Origin of the sequence: Helicobacter sp. 219-2, assembly GCF_030053225.1 — a bacterium.
Classification (GTDB): domain Bacteria; phylum Campylobacterota; class Campylobacteria; order Campylobacterales; family Helicobacteraceae; genus Helicobacter; species Helicobacter pylori_C.
Genome location: NZ_JASGBS010000001.1, coordinates 1,540,154 through 1,559,100, shown reverse-complemented (window position 1 = coordinate 1,559,100; position 18,947 = coordinate 1,540,154). Strand labels below are relative to the sequence as shown.

Genomic DNA, 18,947 nt, shown 5'->3' with positions numbered 1-18,947 from the left:
TAATAAAGAGTAGTCAATGGAGTTAAAAATTATCAATATGGAGAATTGCTATGGAATAGGCAAGATGAAAGAAATATTAAATTTTTCACAAGCAAACAGCTATCTTTTATATGCTCAAAATGGGGTTTTTAAAACTTCATTTGCAAAAAGTCTAACCGATTTGATAAATAGTGAAATGCCAAAAGATAATTTTTATCCTAATCGTGAAAGCAAAATAGAGATTGAGTTTAATGGTAATATAATATCAAAAGAAAATGTTGCTGTTTTTCATTATTATGATGAAAAATTTAGCTCTGAAGACAGCATTACAAATTTTATAGCAAAATCAGAACTAAAACAACGATATGATAATATTCTTTCAGAATTAGAAAAAGAAAAGAAGGCACTTTTAAAAAGTCTTAAAAGCGATTTTGATAGCGTTTTTGATTATGAAAAAGAAATTAAAACCATTTTTAAAAATAAAAGTTTTTATGAAATTTTAGATAATCATTTGACCGACATAGAAAACAGCGAAGAACACTATTCTTTTAAATATCATGATATATTTGATAAATTAGGAAAAGTGAAAGACTTTGTCAATGAAAATCGTGATTTGATTGAGCAATATTTCAACAAATATAAAGAATTATTGTCTCTATCTAAGGTTTTTAAACATACAGAGATTGGAGATTTTGGAACAAACCATGCTAACGATCTTAAAAAAGCTTTAGAAAATGATAGATTTTTTAAAGCTAACCATAGTTTGATGATTGCTGGAGAGGAAATTAAAGACTATAACAAATTATCAGAGATCTTTGAAGAAGAAAAAAATAAGATTTTAAATAATGAGGATCTTAAAAATAGCTTTGCTAATATTGAAAAATTCATAAATGCCAATAAGGAACTTAGAGCTTTTAAAGATGCTATTAGTGGGGATAATACATTATTGATAGAACTTTTAAATTATGATTCTTTTAGAGAAAAGGTATTGTTTAGCTATCTTAAACAATCTATTCAAAATGTTAGAAGTTTAGTTGAACTTTATAGAGAGAAAAAGCCTGAAATAGAAGAAATTATAAAACAAGCTAACAAAGACCAAAAAGAATGGGAATCTGTTATTGAAATTTTTAATCAAAGATTTCTTGTTCCCTTTAAAGTTGAGCTTCAAAATCAAAAAGATATTTTATTGAATGAAGAGACCGCACAATTTGGATTTATATTTTCTGATGACAATCAGGATGTGAATGTTCAAAAAGAAGATTTGCAAAAACATTTAAGCGGAGGAGAAAAGAGAGCGTTATATATCTTACAAATCTTGTTTGAAATTGAAGCTAGAAAAAGAAGTAACGAAACCCAACTCTTAGTTTTTGATGATATTTCAGACTCTTTTGATTATAGAAATAAGTATGCAATTATTGAATATCTTAATGATTTGCAAGAATGCGGGCAATTTAAATTGCTTGTGATGACGCATAATTTTGATTTTTATCGCACCCTAGCAAGCCGTTTGAATATTCCTAGAGAACAGATTAAAATGATCCGCAAAAATGATGCTAGAGAAATAATTTTTAAAAATGGTGGGTATTTGAAGAGTTTTATTGAATGTATTAGAAACTCAAAAGAAGATAAAAACTTTTTTGCACTGATACCTTTTGTGAGAAATTTAATTGAATATACAAGACCTCAAGCAGACAAAGACAACGATTATATAAAACTTACAAGTTGCTTACACATGAAAAAAGATACAAAAAATATTCAAATTCAAGATTTTCAAAGATTTTTGACAGCGTCTTTGGCACAGAGCGAAAAAAGAAAAAAATTGAAAAAGATAACTCAAAATTATATCATCAAGCAATTTATGATATTGCAGAAGAAATTTATAACGATAAAAATTGTAATCATATTGAATTACAAAATAAGATTATTTTTTCAATAGCGATCAGATTAAAAGCTGAAGAATGGATGTTAAATAAACTAAAACAAGAATTCAAACCGAAGAAAAATCAAACAAGGGAGTTATATGATGCCACCAAAAAAGAACTATCTGATGATGAAAAAAGAATTATACAAAAGGTTTTAATGATTACTCCTGAAAATATTCACATTAACTCTTTCATGTTCGAACCCATTTTAGACACATCTCTTGATCATTTATATACATGTTTTGAGGAAGTCAAAAATTTAAATTAAATAAGGCTTATCAATAGATCAATTATCCTAATGTTTCACATGGAACAATTTTAAAGAAAAGCGTTTTATTTAAAATTCATGGTGCTTTTGTTATAATCGTTTTTATCCCATTTCAAAGGCGTTTTATGATTAAGTTCGCTCACATTCCACTCAAAGATTTTATTAAAAAATACAATTCCCAAGAACCCAAAAAGGAAACTATAGAAAATTTTGAAAAAGAAATAAACAGCTTGTTAGAAAACGCAAAAAGACAAGATGGTGAAGAATTTCAAAAAAATGAAATCAATTCCTTTTTAAAAAATACCTATGACTATCATTGCAACACCTATGAAAAAGTGGATAGTGCGATCTATGTGGATGGAAAAGCTTGGGTGCTTATTGAAGCCAAAGCCCTAAACAATAGGAACGAATTCCCCAAAGACAGAGAAAACCCGCTCAGTAAAGCCTTTTGTCAAATGGTTTTTTATTTTTTAGATGCGATAAAAAACAACAATTCCCTAAAACACGCCATTATTTGCAACACGCATGAATTTTTCCTCTTTGATTGTAAGGATTTGCTCAACCTTTTCCAAAATGATAAAAAAATCAAACAACTCCATAAAAATTGCGCTTCAAAAGAAGGCACAGACTCCAAAACCAAAAGATTCTACAGCGATTTAGAGGAATATTTAAAAAAGGATTTTGAAGGCGAACTCCGCTACACTCACTTTAATTTGAATAGCGATGATCCTAAAGAACTCATTTATCAAGTTTTAAGCCATGAAGTCCTTTTAAAACAAAAGAAAACCCTTGATGCTAACACGCTTAATAAAGATTTTTATGAAGAATTGCTCTATATTTTAGGGTTAGAAGAGCAAAATGAAAATGGGAAAATTTTAATCAAGCCTAGCCGCACCAAAAACTCCCTAAGCGATGCTTTAAAAAGAGAATACAATAATTTAGATGATGAAGAAGTCATGGCGTTACTCATCGCTTGGAATAACCGCATCTTGTTTTTACGGCTTTTAGAAAGCCTTTTAATTTCGTTCAAGCATTTTGAAAAACCTTTCTTAACCATAGAAAACTTTAAAGATTTCAACGCCCTAAACACCCTCTTTTTTGAAGTCTTAGCCAAGAAAAATAACGAGCGTTCCAAAGAAAAAGAAGACAAGATTTTAGGAAAAATCCCTTATTTGAATTCCAGTTTGTTTGATAAAACGCCTTTAGAATTAAAGGGGCATGAAATCAAACGGCTTGATAACGAGTCTTTAGAGATTTATCCTAAATCCATTCTTAAAAAAGATGAAAAATACAAAAATGAAGAAGATTTGCCCTTGCTGGAATACCTTTTTACATTTTTGCATGTTTATGATTTCACCACCACCCCTAAAGACATTAAAGATAATAAGAATACCAGCGAAAGCCGTTTGATTAACCCTAGCGTTTTAGGGCTTGTTTTTGAAAAACTCAACGGCTATAAAGAGGGAAGCTTTTATACCCCAAGCTTTATCACAAGCTACATGTGTTCAGAGAGTATCACGCCAATCGTGTTGGATAAATTCAATCAAAAATATAATATAGAGTGTAAAGATTTAAAAGAATTAAAAAATTATCTCAAAAATAGCTATAAAGAGGATGAACGCAAAGAATACTTGCAACTCCTTCTTGCTTTACGCATTTGCGATCCGGCGGTGGGGAGCGGGCATTTTTTAGTTTCTGCACTCAATGAAATGGTGCGGATTGCTTATGAGCTAGGGCTTGTTGCTACATTGCCTTTAAACGCTACTTTAGAGTTAGAAAATGATGAAATCCTTATTAAAATTTCTAATAAGTCATTTATCTACACACGCCCAAGCTCTGAAAAAGAACAAAGCCACCAAATCCAAAAAGAACTTTTTGAGCTTAAAAAATCCATCATTGAAAACTGCCTTTTTGGCGTGGATATTAACCCCAATTCTTGCGAAATCACCAAGCTCAGGCTATGGATAGAGCTTTTAAAATACAGCTATTATATTTTTGAAAATGGCAAGAACACTAACGCGCTTGAAACCCTCCCCAACATTGATATTAACATTAAGTGCGGTAACAGCTTGATCTTTAACTTCCCCTTAAATTCTAAGCTCACCATAGGACAGACGCTAGAGTTTTCTAAAAATCTCAAAGCCGAAATCAAAGAATACAAAAATTCTGTAATGTTCTATAAAGAAGGTTTAGGAGAAAAAGCTAAAATCTTACAAAATATCGCTAAACTCAAATCCCTTATCATCAACTATTTTATCGAGCAACACCAAGCAAAAAGACACCTTAAAGAATCGCTCAAGGCTTTTATAAGTGAATACGGCGATGGGATTTTTGATATTAGCACAGCTTTTGGCATGGAAATGCTAAAGATCGCAAGGCACAAGGACAATAACTATAAATTTAATCCTACACTAACAAAAAAGCAACCAAGCCCCATAGGCGTTGAAGCGAACAGACTACTCATTAAAATCAAAGAATGCTATGAAACGCTAGAAAATCTAAAAAATTCCAAAACCCTTGAATGGCGCTTTGAATTCCCTGAAGTGTTGGACGATGAGGGGGATTTTTTAGGCTTTGATTGCATCATTGGGAATCCGCCTTATATCCGCCAAGAACAAATCAAAGACATAAAGCCTTTATTACAAAAGCAATACCCAAATTTCTACAATAGCACCGCTGACATTTACACCTACTTTTTTGCTCTATCTTACCACCTTTTAAAAGACAAGGGGTTTAACGCTTTCATCACTTCCAATAAATACGCGCGAGCCAAATACGGCGCTAAATTAAGAGAATTGCTGCTCAAAAAAACCACCATTGTCAGCTACATGGAATTGAACGCCTTAAAAGTCTTTGAGAGTGCCACCGTGGATACCAGTATTATGAGTTTCATCAAACAAGAGCCTTCTAAAGAGAGTCGTTTTAAGTATTACGAACCCACCTCAGACGATAAAAACGATTTGGAAAGCGCTCGCTCTTTGGACCTGAGGCAAAACGCGCTTTCAACAGAAAGCTTTATTTTTGCCGACGCCACGCTTTTAGACTTAAGGGATAAAATGGAGAGCGTTGGCACCCCGCTCAAAGACTGGGACATTCAAATCAATTACGGGATAAAAACCGGCGCTAACGAAGCCTTTATCATTCCCACTGAAAAAAGAGAAGAGATTTTGAACGCTTGCAAGACGCAAGAAGAAAGAAAGCGCACAGAAGCGCTCATCAAGCCTATTTTAAGAGGGAAAGACATTAAAAGGTATTCTTGAGTGGGCGGATTTGTGGGTTATTAACACCCATAACGGCTACACTTCTAATCTCAAATTTAAAATCCCTCCCATTGATATAGAAAAATACCCCGCAACAAAAGCGCATTTAGACGCTCATTGGGATACTATTGCAACACGATCCGATCAAGGAGACACCCCCTATCACTTAAGGAATTGCGCGTATTTAGAGGATTTTGAAAAAGAGAAAATTGTGTATGGCGAGATCGTGCAAGAGCCACGATTTTATTTAGATAGTGGAGAATGCGAGTTAGGGTATTTTTATGCAGAAGCCACGAGCTTCATTCTCACAGGAGAGCATTTGTGCTATCTTTTAGGAATATTGCATTCTAAATTGATTACTTTTGCTTTCAAAACTTTCTATGCAGGCGGAGGACTAGGCGAGAGTGGCTATCGCTATAAAAAGGCTTTTATAGAACGGCTCCCCATTCCTAAAATCACGCCACAAAACCAAAAATTAGCCCACAAAATCACCGATTGCGCAAAAGCAATCCTAGAAGCAAAAGAAAAAGACCCTAAAGCCAACACCCAAGAATTAGAAAAAGAAATTGACGCCTTAGTCTATCAGCTCTACAACCTCACCGATGCAGAAATTAAAACCATTGAAGAGGGGCAAGAAATAAAAAGCTGATTTTCCACTTAAGGATAACCCCCTAATTTAGGGGGCAACTCTTTTTAAGAATTAGCGTTTAATCACTAGATCAAACTTTAAACCCAAAAAACTGATTTTTAGGTATAATTCTTTCCAAGAGTGTTTACTACGATGATTTTTCATAGTAAGCTCCTAAAAGTGGATTTTACCCCCTAATCTCTAGCAAAAAAAACTAGGGGGTAAGCGTTATTTTATCCTAATCTTACAAAAACGATTTTGATAAAAGTTACAAACCACTCATTTAAAACCGCATTGAAAAACTTTCTTCCAAATTTTTAGTTAAAAGCTTTTTTAAAGATTGAACTAGATACCCTTAATTCTTAAACAAAGACTCTAAAGCTTCTACCCCTACTTTTTGCGTTTCTTTTTCGCTTTCATTTTCTGCGTTTTCTTTGACGCTAGGAATGGTTTCAAACTCTATGTGATAGCCTGTAAGCATGGACGCTAAGCACACATTCACCCCGCCTTTACCGATAGCCTTAGATTTTTCAATGTCTAATAAACGCACTTTAGCCTTTTGCAAATGGTTATTGACAATAAAACGCTCTTGAATGGATTCTTTTTCTTCAGCGCTCAATTCTTCTATAGGGATTTTTTTGATTTCAACGCTTAAAATTTTGGCTGGAGCGAGCGCTAAAGTGATATAAATTTCAGGCACATTAGAATACTCTATGCAATCAATATTTTCTTTATTCAATTCGTTACTGATCGCATTAATGCGCACGCCCTTAACCCCCACAGCCGCTCCTATGGGATCAATCCTAGCGTTATGGGAAAAAAAGCTCACTTTCGCTCTGTTGCCTGGGATTCGCGCGCAATGGATGATTTCAATTTCTTTATCTTTAATTTCAGGGACTTCCAATTCCAACAAGGCTTCAAGCATTTTAGGGGTGGTGCGGCTCAGCTCCAATAGTAAGCCTTTTTTCGTGCGTTTGACTTGTGTTAAAACCGCTTTAATGCTATCGCCTACTTTAAAACTCTCGCCCTTGATGCGATGGCGCATGGAAAGAACGCCTTGAAATTGCTGCTCAATCTCAATAAAAGTGTTTTGATTGTGATCCACTAAAATCACTTGCCCCATTAAAACGCTGTTAAGACGCTTTTGAAACGCTTCAAAGTGGCTGTCTTCTAACGCTTTTTCTAACTGGTATTGCAAATCTTTAAAAAGGCGGTTGATCGCTCCTTGCTTCATGCTCTCCAAACTCAAGCTGTAAGACAATTCGTCTTTAATCTTAACGCTTGGATCCATTTCTTTAGCTTTAGACAAGCTGATGTATTTAGAAGGGTCGTTAACCAATCTTTCATCACCATCTTCTAAAACTTCTACCAACTGGATAAGCTGGAGCTGCTTGTTTTCTTCAATCACCAAGTAGCGTGCTAGGGGGTCTAATTCATTTTGCGCCATTTTTAACAAACAGCCTTGAATCACTTTTGAAATCATCTCTTTAGGCAAATTTTTTTCATACGCAATGCATTCTATGAGATCGCTGATTTTTTCCATTCTTAAGTTCCTTTAAATTTATTTTCTATCATTCTCTATTTGTGGGGGATATGGCGCGTTTAAAAGAAATTTTATTATAGCGAATTTTTAAGCTTTGTTAAGAATTTCTGCTAAGATTAGAGCGATTTTTTCAAAATCTTTTTCATTCAGGCTAAAGACTTCCAAGCACACAAATTCGCATGAAATTCTTGCGATAATGCCTTTTTGAAAGAGCTTTAAATAAAGTTTTTCACCATTTAAAGCACGGGTGTTTTTGGGCTGGATTTTCACGCAAAAGGATTCTAATTCTCTATCGGGCAAATTCCCTATTTTAGAAAAGCTAGAAGCTATGCTCACATTCAATTCTAAAGGCTTTAAAAGGGCGTAGAGTTTGAGGGCTTTTTGCAATAACGCGTCTTTAGTTTGGTTCAATAACGCACAAATTGTGATGTCTTCTTGATGATTTGCCCATGCTTTTAGGCTGTGAAAAAGCAAGGTGAGCGTGATTTTACCCACCCTTAAAGCTCTATAAAGGGGGTGGTTTTTTAACGCTTCAACCCATTCTTTCTGCCCCATAATAATGCCCGCTTGCACGCTGTTAAAGAGTTTATCTGCGCTAAAGCTTAAAAGCGATGGTTTGAGAGCTAAAATTTCTTCTAAAGCCGCTTTATTTAACAAATCCACATCCCCTAAATTGTAATAATCAATGAGTTCATGCTCTTTAGCTAAAGTTTGTAAATCTTTAAAGGGCGTGTCTTTTTTAAAATGGGGATTGTGGGTTTTAAATAGCATTTTGCTGTTTTCATTCAAGGCTAATCGGTAATCCCTTAAATAAGCGCGATTAATGTTCCCCACTAAATGCAGCCTAGCCCCACTGCTTAATAAAATGTCTTTAAGGTTAAAATTCCCCCCCACCAATTCGCCATAAGAAACAATGATTTCTTTTTCTTGCATTAAAGCGTTAGCAATGAGGAAAATCGCACTGGTGTTGTTATTCACAATCAAAATTTCTTCGGTGTTAAAACACGCTTTGAAAAGCTTTTTTAAAGGGGTTAAGCGGTTCTTTTTTTTAGCGGTGTTTAGATCGCATTCTAAATCAATGGGATGGGTTAAAACTTCTTTTAAATAAGGTTCAATTGTTTCATAAAATGGCGCGCTAAAAAACGATCGCCCATGGTTTTCATCAAAAACGCTCGCGCTCGCATTGATGATTTTTTGATAAGGGCTTTTCAAAAGATCCGGGGTTATTGGGAGCGTTTCTTTAGCCATAATAAGTGCGTTTGATTCCTTTTTTGAGAGTTGAAATAAAGCGTTATTTTAAATTAAACTCGCTAAATTTTTGATAAAACTACTTTTTTAAAATCCTTAAGAGCATCTTAATGAGTTTATTGAGAGAGCGGAATTTTTTCCATAGAGTTTGGCGGTTTCTATAGGGCTTTTTCATGCTTGTTTCCATGTTTTAAAATTCAAAAAGAAATCCTAGGATTTCTTTAATTTTAGAACTGATAGGATACCTCAAAACGTGCATTAAATCCAGGGGCAGGGAGCGCCATGCGCTTACCTTTGGGGATCATATCGCTCGCTGGAGCGTCCGCGCTCGCTTGAAACACAGAAGTTTGATCCACATATTGCTTGTTTAAGATGTTGTTAAACACGGCTGAAATCCTTAAACCCTGCCACCTTTTAGAAGGCGGAGTCCAATTGATAAAGACATTATGCACGCCATACCCGGGTTTATGGATTTTGATCAAGCCGTATTGCGGGTAATAGATAGAATAGCCCTCATAATACATGTTAGTTACAAAGCGTGAGAGCCAGGTTAAGGTAAGCCCCCATCTGCGAATATCATAATCGGCTTTTAAAATAAACACATTCCCAGTCGTTGCAGCTAGAGCGTAAGTGTCCGCTAATAAATGCCCCCTAGCCGTTGGCCAAGAGCGAGCCACTGAGAAAGTCCCTAAGAAATTCTTATACCTCACATTCCCTGAAACTTCATAACCATAGATGTTAATGGTTTCGGGTAAATTCCCTGACATGTTTTTTGCGGTCGCATTACCCCCTCCGTTTTTAGAAGTGTCTTGCCCGTAGCTGTTGATGAAGTTGTTGATGACTTGGTAGAACGCTGCCCCGCGCACATTGAAATACTTGCTGTTGTAATCCACATTGAATTCCACATTTTGACCGATCGCAGGGCGCAAATTCCTTTGATAAATCACCGTAGGATCGCGCATCAAAACGCCATCGCCAGGCAAAGCCCCCTTAGTTACATACGCATAACTCACTTTCAAGCCAATGCTTTCAATGGGGTTATAAAGCACGGTTGCAGAAGGCGAGAAACCAGAAGTTACATGCGTGTGGCCGTTTTTGTCCAGCAAGGTGTAAATATCATAACGAGTTCCCGCACCCACGATCACATTGCTTAAAATATTGTAGTTCGCTTGCATAAACCCTCCGATGATATTTCCGATCGCATGCGAATTTTGGGGCATGTTACGATAGAGCGGGTTAGGCGTGTTGAGATTTTGAGGGTATTGAGAGCTTTGATCGGTGTAGTAATGGCGGTAGGGCAAGCCCGGACCGTTAGGGTCATTAGGATCAATGTTGTTTTTATAATAGCCGTTTTTGCCTTTATCCAATCCAGAGAAAACGCTCAGGTTTTGATAAATCATGCCGTATTCAAACACATTCCCATAATCTTCACTAATGGGGTGGGTTACTTTAAAATTAACGCCTGAGTTGATTAAAAAAATCCTTCTGGCTAAAGTCCCCTCAGCATCCGCATTCCCTAAAGTCCAATCGTTTGCGCTAGGGTTTTGAGCGTTAGGGGGGGTCATGTCATAATCAGGATTTTTAGGGACAAGCCCATGATAAACATTCGCGCTTGTAGAAAGCATAGTAGCGTTAAGCTGCCCATACCCCGCTTGTGCCCCCCCACTAGAATCGCTATCCCCTTGCCAATTAATAGAGTTAGGCGTGCCATAGCCTATTTGATACCCTCCATTAGAAGGTCTGATAGCCCCTTGCGTGCATTGGCTGATATTATCTGGGTTGTTACACCACTCTTTCACTTCAGGGATATAATCCGGGTTGGCTGGCTCGTTAGAATTGTAAGCGAAAGGATTTACCACAGGGTTATAATTGCCTCCCCTTACCCCTAAAAAGGCGGTGGATTCAACGCGCGGCTGGTTAAAATTAGGGCCGCCTTCATGCTTGTATTTCAAGCTCAAATTGTGGTTGAAATTGATCGTATGGGCTAATTCTTTCCCAAAGTCAATCACAAAGGGGGCTGGCTGGCTTCCTGGGTCGTTGGCTTTAGAGAGCGCTGAAGTGGTGTTGGGGCGTAAAAGCCTTGTGGAATTGTCTCGTGTGAGGTTGTAGCTCACGCTAATGCTATCGGTTTCGTTGATATAGCCATTGATTTTAGCTAAAACGCTATTGACTTCACTCGGAGTCCCTATGCTCATATCGCTATTGCTTGGATCTTGTAAATCGTAGTTAGGGTGGAAGAGATTCCTAAAAGCGTTGTTCCCATCTCTGTAATAAAAAATATTTTGATGGTTGTAATAAGCGAGTATGTCCCAATTCTTCCCACGATAGGCTGCTGTAGCGTTCATGCGATACCCGAAGTTGGTATAAAAGCCCGCTTCCGCTTTAGCCCCATAAGTTTGATTCTTTCTTAAGAAGTCGTTAGCGTCAATCGTGGTGAAAGACAATTTACCCGCCACCGCGCCAGGGCCTGCTGAAGCGTTCGCCGCTCCCTTGATCACTTCCACTTCTTTAATCATGTTAGGATCAATCACGGTGTTAGCGTCATGGTGGAAAATGTTACCATTTTGGGCGACGCCATCTATTGTTACCCTTAAGAGACGGCTCTCAATCCCCCTAACATAGATCTTTTGCGCCATTAAGCCCCCACTGGCCACATTCACATCCGCTCTAGTCCTAAAAATATCACGGATTTGGTTACTTTGGCGTTGTTGGAGCTCTTTTCTGTCAATATACATTTTATTGTTGTATTCAAAAGTCCTTTCACCCTTAGTGGTTACCTTACCCAAAGTGTGGGTTTTTTCTTGAGCTTGCAAGCTACTAGCGACAATACAAGAGACAAACACGATACGAAATTTATTTCTAAGCATTTCTTTTAGCCTTTTTATTTACTTTTTTCTAAAAATTTAGTCAAGTTTTAAACCTAAAGTTATTATTACATTATTCTATTTAATAATACCTTAAATTTGTTTTAGGATTAAGAAAATACCAAGAAAAATATGATTAAAAAAGTTTTAGCATTTTACTGGGCGGCTGAATCGATCACTATGCGTGAAGAAGCGCTGCTCATTCCTCTTAAAAAAGTTTGAGAAGACACATTGATTTCAGCGTTTTGGCGGAAAATATCGCTTGGCTGGTTGCTTTGGCGTTCTTCTAAGTCATGGCGTTTGATAATAATAGTGTTCCCCCATTGGAAGGGTCTATAAGCGCGCTTTTTTTTAATGACAAAATGAGGTTCTAAATTTAAAAATTGCGCGTAACTTGGGAAATATAACGGCTCTAATAAAGGGTTTATAGGGTTTGCTTTTAAAACAATAAGGAGGAAAAAGAGGCTAAAGATCGTTTTCATAGCAAATTTTCACGCTCGCTCCCACTTGAGAATTTGGAGAAATTTCTAATTTGCTGATTTTTAAATAAAGCTCAGAAATTTCACTATAGCGCGTTTTTAAAGCATGGCTCAAATCTTTCAGGGCGTCTTCAATGAGTAAGTATTGGTTTTCTTGCATCATCTTTTGAATAAGCTCTTGGATTTTTATGTAGTCTAAATAAGCCTTATTGGGTAATTGCGTGTAGAAAAGATCCAAATTCACGCTTATTTTTTGGGGTTTTAAGCGTTCAAATTCTAAAATCCCCAAAATCGTTTCAAACACAAGGTTATGGATATGAACGCCTTGTTGGGTTTTCATAAGATTCTCTTTTCCTTGCCGGCTAATAAATTAAAAATATTGCCCGCATGCTTGATAAGGGTAAAAATAAAAATAAGCACCATAGGCGTTTGCGTGCCGACTTCTTTAAGGATATTGACGCTATCTGGGATATGCATATAAGGCACAAAAAAGATAAGAACAGTCGCTGTGCCTACCCCTAGAATGCTAGCGAGTGAAGAGATTTTAAGCACCTTACCCACAAAAAACCACACCACTAAACCGATCAGGCTTTCAATAGGAATGAGCAACACCACAGAGCCCATGATCGTAGAAACGCCCTTGCCTCCATTGAAATTCAAAAAAGGCGAATAGCAATGCCCTAAAATGCTAGCGATAGCGACCATCCATTGCAAACTATAATCCAACCCAAACCATTTGCTTAAAAACACTGCAAACATGCCTTTGAATAGATCCAAGATTAAGACTAATAGCGCCATTTGTTTAGCGTTACTCACGCCCTTACTTTGCAAAGCGCGCAAGACATTCGTTGCGCCAATGCCGCCTGATCCGATTTTAGTAATATCCATGCCGTAAAAGATTTTCATTAACGCATAGCCAAAAGGAATCCCCCCGATAAAATAACCCAAAAGGGTGAAAATCACATTGATATTGGTTAGGAAATTTAAAACGCTTTCCATAAATACCCTTTCAAATAAAATAGCGATCATTATAACATGTTGCTTTTTAAGTGAAAGCGTTAAGTTGTTAGGGTATAGTGGCTTAAAAATTTTAGGATATTGAGAATGCTTGAATCTTCTAGCCATTTTTTAAAATCGTTTCGCTTGAAGCGTTATATAGGGTTTTTATTGATTTCTTTAGCGCTGTTAATCACGCCCTTCATTCGCATTGATGGGGCGCATTTGTTTTTGATCTCCTTTGAGCATAAGCAACTGCATTTTTTAGGCAAGATCTTTAGCGCTGAAGAATTGCAAGTCATGCCTTTTATGGTGATTTTGCTTTTTATAGGGATTTTTTTTATCACCACTAGCCTTGGGCGTGTGTGGTGCGGATGGGCTTGCCCGCAAACCTTTTTAAGGGTGCTTTATAGAGATGTGATTGAAACCAAGATTTTCAAACTCCATAAAAAGATCAGCAACAAGCAAGAAAGCCCTAAAAACACCCCAAGCTATAAGGCGCGTAAAGTATTGAGCGTTTTATTGTTCGCTCCTGTTGTGGCGGGGCTAATGATGTTATTTTTCTTTTATTTCATCGCCCCTGAAGACTTTTTTGTGTATCTTAAAAACCCTAGCGATCACCCTATTGCTATGGGTTTTTGGCTTTTTAGCACGGCTGTGGTGCTGTTTGATATAGTGGTGGTTGCGGAGCGTTTTTGCATTTATTTATGCCCTTATGCTAGGGTGCAATCGGTGTTGTATGACAATGACACTTTAAACCCCATTTATGATGAAAAGCGCGGCGGAGCGCTTTATGATAATCAGGGCCATCTCTTCCCCTTGCCCCCCAAAAAACGCAACCCAGAAAACGAATGCGTGAATTGTTTGCATTGCGTGCAGGTTTGCCCCACACATATTGATATTAGGAAAGGCTTGCAATTAGAATGCATCAATTGCTTAGAATGCGTGGATGCATGCACCATTACCATGGCTAAATTCAACCGCCCTTCACTCATCCAATGGTCTTCAACCAACGCCATTAACACGCGCCAAAAAGTGCGCCTGGTGCGTTTAAAAACGATCGCTTACATGGGGGTTATCGCTGTTGTGATCGCTCTTTTAGCCATCACTTCGTTTAAAAAAGAACGCATGCTCTTAGACATTAACCGCAACAGCGATCTGTATGAATTGCGCTCTAGTGGGTATGTGGATAACGATTACGTGTTTTTATTCCACAACACGGACAATAAAGACCATGAGTTTTATTTCAAAATTTTAGGGCAAAAAGACTTCCAAATCAAAAAGCCTTTAAATCCTATCGCCATTAAAGCCGGACAAAAGATTAAAGCGGTAGTGATTTTAAGAAAACCCCTAAAAAGTAACGCCACAGAATACAAGAGCGCTAGAGACGCTTTAATCCCTATTACCATACAAGCTTATAGCGCAGACGATAAGAATATTACGATAGAAAGGGAATCGGTGTTTATCGCACCTAGTGAAGATTGAAGCCTAAAACTAGCGCTCAATCACTTCATAAGGCAAGCCTTGCCTAACCAATTCTTCCATAAAGGGATCGGTGTTTAATTCTTCTATGTTAAACACCCCAGCCCTAAAATGATCCGTGCTCCAAGTGTCATTGCAAATCATTTTAGCCGCGCACATCGCTGGCACGCCGGTGGTGTAGCTTATGGCTTGCGAACCCACTTCTTCATAGCATTTCTTGTGATCGCACACATTGTAAATGTAGAGCGTTTTGTCTTGGTTGTTTTTAATGCCGGTCATATAGCACCCAATGTTGGTTTTACCGGTGGTGTCTTTGGCTAGAGTTGCCGGATCCGGAAGCAAGGTTTTTAAAAATTGTATCGGCACGATTTTTACGCCTTGATGCTCTATTTCTTTAATGCCTAGCATGCCGACATTTTCTAAGCATTTCATGTGGGTTAAATAATTTTGAGAGAAAGTCATAAAAAACCTCGCTCTCCTCAAGCCTTTAATGTTTTTGACTAACGATTCCAGTTCTTCATGGTATAAAAGATACGAATCCATTTCGCCAATCTGCGGGTAAGCCCACACTTGCTTGATTTCTAAAGGCTTGGTTTCAATCCATTTGCCATTTTCATAATAACGCCCTTTAGAGCTGACTTCCCTCAAATTGATTTCAGGGTTAAAATTCGTCGCAAAAGGGCGTTTGTGATCCCCAGCGTTACAATCTAAAATATCTAAAGTGTGGATAGTGTCAAAATGGTGTTTTTGAGCGTGAGCGACATAAGCGTTAGTTACGCCCGGATCAAACCCAGCCCCTAAAACCCCTAAAATCCCCACTTCTTTATAGGCCCTATCAAACGCCCATTGCTCTTTGTATTCAAACTTCGCTAAATCCGGGTGTTCGTAATTGGCGGTGTCAATGTAATGCGTTTTGGTTTCTAAACATGCTTGCATGATCGTTAAATCTTGATAGGGTAAAGCCACATTAATAACGACTTTAGGCTTGTATTTTTGGATTAAAGCGACTAAGGCTTGCGTATCATTAGCATCCACTTGCTCAACGCCAATTTCCCCCAAACCCTTTTTGAGCATGCTCTCTTTAATCGTATAGCATTTGTCCAAGCTCCTGCTCGCTAAAATGATATTTTTAAACACATCTCTGTTTATGCCCATTTTGTGAGCCACCACACTGCCTACGCCACCAGCTCCAATTTGTAATACTGTATGCAAGGAACACCTACTTTCTAACTAATCTCGTTCTTTTAGGGGGGTATTATATTATAATAAGATAAATTTGATTAATAAGGATGCAAGCTTGCAAGAAATTAAGTTGGATATTTATGCCACTTTGGTGTGCATGGTTTTAGTGCTGCTTTTGGGGCGTTATGTGATTTCTAAAGTCAAGTTTTTGCGCGATTATGATATTCCAGAGCCTGTTGTGGGCGGGGTTTTAGTCGCTTTTGCTATCATGTTAGCGCGTCAGTTTTATAATTTTGGCTTGCAATTTGATTCTTCTTTAAAAGATCCTTTAATGCTGACTTTTTTTATCACCATTGGTTTGAGCGCGGATTTCAAATCTTTGCAAAAAGGCGGGAAAATGCTTGCGGTTTTTTTGCTGGCTGTGGCGGGGTTTGTGGTGTGTCAAAATGCAGTGGGGGTTTCTATCGCTAGCCTTTTAGGGGTCAATCCTTTAATGGGGCTTTTAGGGGGGTCTATCGCTTTAGTGGGAGGGCATGGCACTAGCGCGGCATGGGCTAATTTTTTCACCCAACCACCTTATAATTTTAGCTCCAGCTTAGAAGTGGGCATGGCGTGTGCGACTTTTGGCTTGGTGAGTGGGGGGATTATTGGGGGACCTGTCGCTAAATATTTGATCTCAAAATACAAACTAGAACCTAAAGACACTAAAGAAAAAGATACTTTAGAGGGCGTGGTGTCTAAAGGCTTTGAAACCCCTAAAGAGCAGCGCCTAATCACCGCATCCAGTTTTGTAGAAACTTTAGCTTTAATTGCGATCGCTTTATTGGTGGGGACTTTTTTATCGCATTTGATGCCTAAAAGCTTCACCTTGCCGACTTTTGTGTGGTGCTTGTTTGTAGGGGTTATTTTAAGAAACACTTTGTCGTTTTTTAAAATCCATAGCGTGTTTGACAGAGAGGTTTCAGTTATAGGGAATGTGAGTTTGAGCCTGTTTTTAGCCTACGCTTTAATGAGCGTGAATTTATTGGAATTGTTAAAACTCGCTGTGCCTCTAGCGGTTATTTTGAGCGTTCAAGTGGCGGTTATGATCCTTTATGTGGTGCTTGTAACCTTTAGGGTATGCGGGAAGGATTACGATGCGGCGGTGTTGTGCGCGGGGCATTGCGGTTTTGGGCTTGGAGCGACCCCAACGGCTATGGTGAATATGCAAACCATCACCAACCACTATGGGCCATCGCGTGTAGCGTTTATCGTCGTGCCTTTAGTGGGAGCGTTTTTTGTTGATATTATTAACGCTTTAGCGATTAAAGGCTTTTTGCTCTTGCCTTTTTTCCCGTCATGAAACTTTATGAGAGTTTATTAGAAATTTGCTTGAATAAGGCATGGGAGCATCAAACCCTAGCCCTAGAAAACCCGAGCGTGGCTTGCATGGTGCTAGATAAAAACCATGAAATCTTGAGTTTAGAAACCCACAAAAAAGCCAAAACCCCGCATGCAGAAGTTTTAGCCACCCAATCAGCGCTAAAGATTTTACGCCCCAGTTTGAAAAACGATTTAGAAAAATTAGAAGACCCTAAAATTTTAAGCGATTTTTTAAAAACGCACCACGATAACGCTTTTACAGACTGCGTTTTTTTAATCACCCTAGAGCCATGCAATTCTTATGGCAAAACCCCGGCGTGCAGCGGGTTGTTAGAAATTTTAAAGCCTAAAAGAGTGGTCATTGCCGCAGAAGAAAACGAAGCTAAAAAAGGGGGTTTAGCAAGGCTACAAAAGGCTCGTATTGAAACAATAATTTGCCACAATTTAGAAAACAAGGCTAAAGACTTGCTCCTGCCTTTTAGGATAATGGAACAAAAGGGGCGTTTTAATTTGTTCAAACTCGCTTTAAGAATGAATGGGGATTATCATCATGGCAAGATCACCGGGCAAAAAAGCGTTATTTTCACGCACAACCAGCGAGCAATATGCGACACTCTCATCATTTCTGGGAAAACCATAAGAACGGATAACCCCTTATTAGACGCTCGCTTTTGCGATAGTTTTTATCAAAATAAAAACCCCAATATCGCTATTTTATCCAAGCGTTCAATTGACCCCAATTCAAAGGTTTTTTCTGCACCTAATCGTTTAGTTAATGCTTTCTATGACCCTAAAGATTTACCCCTAGAGAAAGGGTTTAATTTCATTGAAGGGGGGTGGGAATTGTTTGAGAGCTTGAGGGATAAAATAGACGCGTTGCTTTTGCATTCGCATGCGTCTATGATTAGCGAAGCGTTTAATGCATTCGCTCTAAAAACCCCTTTTAAAGGGCGGTTGTTGCATGCGCAAATCTTAGAAAATGAAACCCTTTTATGGATAGAAAACTCTTAAGATTATACCAGCCCTTAAACGCTTATTCTTACAATAGCGATTCGCTTTTTTTATACGATTTTTCACGCCCTTTTATCAAAAATAGCGGCGCGATTTTAGACATAGGCTCAGGGTGTGGGGTTTTAGGCTTACTCTGCGCTAGAGATAACCCACTAGCGAGCGTTCATTTAGTGGAAAAGGACAGCAAAATGGCGTTTTGCTCCCAAAAAAATGCCCTTAAATTCCCCAACGCTCAAGTGTTTGAAAGCGATTTTTTAGATTTCAACCCCCCGATTTTGTATGATGCGATTGTGTGCAACCCTCCTTTTTACGCTTTAGGCTCTATCAAATCTAAAAATAAAGGGCATGCGAGGCATCAGAGTGAATTAGACTTCGCTTCTTTGGTGGCTAAAGTGAAAAAATGCCTAAAACCTAAAGGGTATTTTATTTTTTGCTATGAAGCCTTGTCGCTTTGCTTGGTCATAGAGAGTTTAAAAAGCGCTAAACTCACGCTAGAAACTTTAAGGTTTGTCCAAAGTTTTAAAGACAAAAACGCCCATTTGATGCTTGGATTGGCTAGGAATAATTCCAAAAGCACTCTAAAAGTTTTACCCCCTTTAATCACGCATCATTCCAAAAACCAAAGCGACAACACCAAAGAAGTTCTAAGCATCTATCAAATTTGTAACACTTATTCTATCAAAGCGCTTTTAAACTAGCGCCTCATCAATTAAGGATTAAGAA

General features: G+C 37.8%; 11 protein-coding genes and 3 pseudogenes. 7 read left to right on the top strand and 7 right to left on the bottom strand.

The features are described from left to right. The first annotated feature begins 16 nt into the window (after window positions 1-16). The 3 pseudogenes from P6280_RS07505 to P6280_RS07730 all read left to right on the top strand — a co-directional run. Window positions 17-2,169: pseudogene (locus P6280_RS07505) on the top strand (AAA family ATPase). A 125-nt stretch (window positions 2,170-2,294) separates the two neighbouring features. Then, window positions 2,295-5,446: pseudogene (locus tag P6280_RS07500) on the top strand (type IIG restriction enzyme/methyltransferase); the annotation flags it as partial. 161 nt (window positions 5,447-5,607) lie between these two features. Beyond that, window positions 5,608-6,078: pseudogene (locus P6280_RS07730) on the top strand (class I SAM-dependent DNA methyltransferase); the annotation flags it as partial. Between the two features lie 334 nt (window positions 6,079-6,412). Here the strand turns inward: P6280_RS07730 and nusA are convergent. From nusA to plsY, 6 genes are all read right to left on the bottom strand, one after another. After that, a complete protein-coding gene (nusA, locus tag P6280_RS07495) occupies window positions 6,413-7,600 on the bottom strand; it encodes a transcription termination factor NusA (protein WP_283237429.1) in 1,188 nt (395 codons plus the stop codon). Between the two features lie 87 nt (window positions 7,601-7,687). Next, window positions 7,688-8,848: an aminotransferase class V-fold PLP-dependent enzyme gene (locus P6280_RS07490; RefSeq protein ID WP_283237428.1), complete on the bottom strand. Its 1,161-nt coding sequence runs from the start codon at window positions 8,846-8,848 to the stop codon at window positions 7,688-7,690. Between the two features lie 227 nt (window positions 8,849-9,075). Continuing rightward, a complete protein-coding gene (locus tag P6280_RS07485; protein ID WP_283237427.1) occupies window positions 9,076-11,715 on the bottom strand; it encodes a TonB-dependent receptor in 2,640 nt (879 codons plus the stop codon). Window positions 11,716-11,867: 152 nt separating this feature from the next. Then, window positions 11,868-12,194, bottom strand: a complete 327-nt coding sequence (locus P6280_RS07480; RefSeq protein ID WP_180642876.1) for a Plug domain-containing protein — start codon at window positions 12,192-12,194, stop codon at window positions 11,868-11,870. Next, window positions 12,178-12,531 (bottom strand): dihydroneopterin aldolase, encoded by a 354-nt coding sequence (locus tag P6280_RS07475; RefSeq protein WP_000857004.1) that lies wholly within the window; start codon window positions 12,529-12,531, stop codon window positions 12,178-12,180. The genes P6280_RS07480 and P6280_RS07475 overlap by 17 nt, the downstream gene beginning before the upstream one ends. Then, complete coding sequence (plsY, locus tag P6280_RS07470; protein WP_031251135.1) at window positions 12,528-13,190, bottom strand: glycerol-3-phosphate 1-O-acyltransferase PlsY; 663 nt, start codon at window positions 13,188-13,190, stop codon at window positions 12,528-12,530. Before plsY ends, P6280_RS07475 begins: the two co-directional genes overlap by 4 nt. 105 nt (window positions 13,191-13,295) lie before the next feature. Here plsY and ccoG point away from each other — a divergent pair, with 105 nt between their 5' ends. Then, window positions 13,296-14,672 carry a cytochrome c oxidase accessory protein CcoG gene (ccoG, locus tag P6280_RS07465; protein ID WP_283237426.1) on the top strand — a complete coding sequence of 459 codons (1,377 nt, stop codon included), beginning with the start codon at window positions 13,296-13,298 and terminating at the stop codon, window positions 14,670-14,672. Window positions 14,673-14,681: 9 nt separating this feature from the next. On the opposite strand, the gene P6280_RS07460 is transcribed toward ccoG, so the two are convergent. Then, complete coding sequence (locus P6280_RS07460; protein WP_283237425.1) at window positions 14,682-15,881, bottom strand: saccharopine dehydrogenase family protein; 1,200 nt, start codon at window positions 15,879-15,881, stop codon at window positions 14,682-14,684. 85 nt (window positions 15,882-15,966) lie between these two features. Here P6280_RS07460 and gltS point away from each other — a divergent pair, with 85 nt between their 5' ends. Genes gltS through P6280_RS07445 form a run of 3 tightly spaced genes read left to right on the top strand, consistent with a single transcriptional unit; the run spans window position 15,967 to window position 18,922 of the window. Further along, window positions 15,967-17,193 carry a sodium/glutamate symporter gene (gltS, locus tag P6280_RS07455; protein WP_283237424.1) on the top strand — a complete coding sequence of 409 codons (1,227 nt, stop codon included), beginning with the start codon at window positions 15,967-15,969 and terminating at the stop codon, window positions 17,191-17,193. After that, window positions 17,190-18,224 (top strand): dihydrofolate reductase family protein, encoded by a 1,035-nt coding sequence (locus tag P6280_RS07450; RefSeq protein ID WP_283237423.1) that lies wholly within the window; start codon window positions 17,190-17,192, stop codon window positions 18,222-18,224. Before gltS ends, P6280_RS07450 begins: the two co-directional genes overlap by 4 nt. Then, window positions 18,206-18,922, top strand: a complete 717-nt coding sequence (locus tag P6280_RS07445) for a tRNA1(Val) (adenine(37)-N6)-methyltransferase (RefSeq protein WP_283237422.1) — start codon at window positions 18,206-18,208, stop codon at window positions 18,920-18,922. Before P6280_RS07450 ends, P6280_RS07445 begins: the two co-directional genes overlap by 19 nt. The last annotated feature ends 25 nt before the right edge of the window (window positions 18,923-18,947 follow it).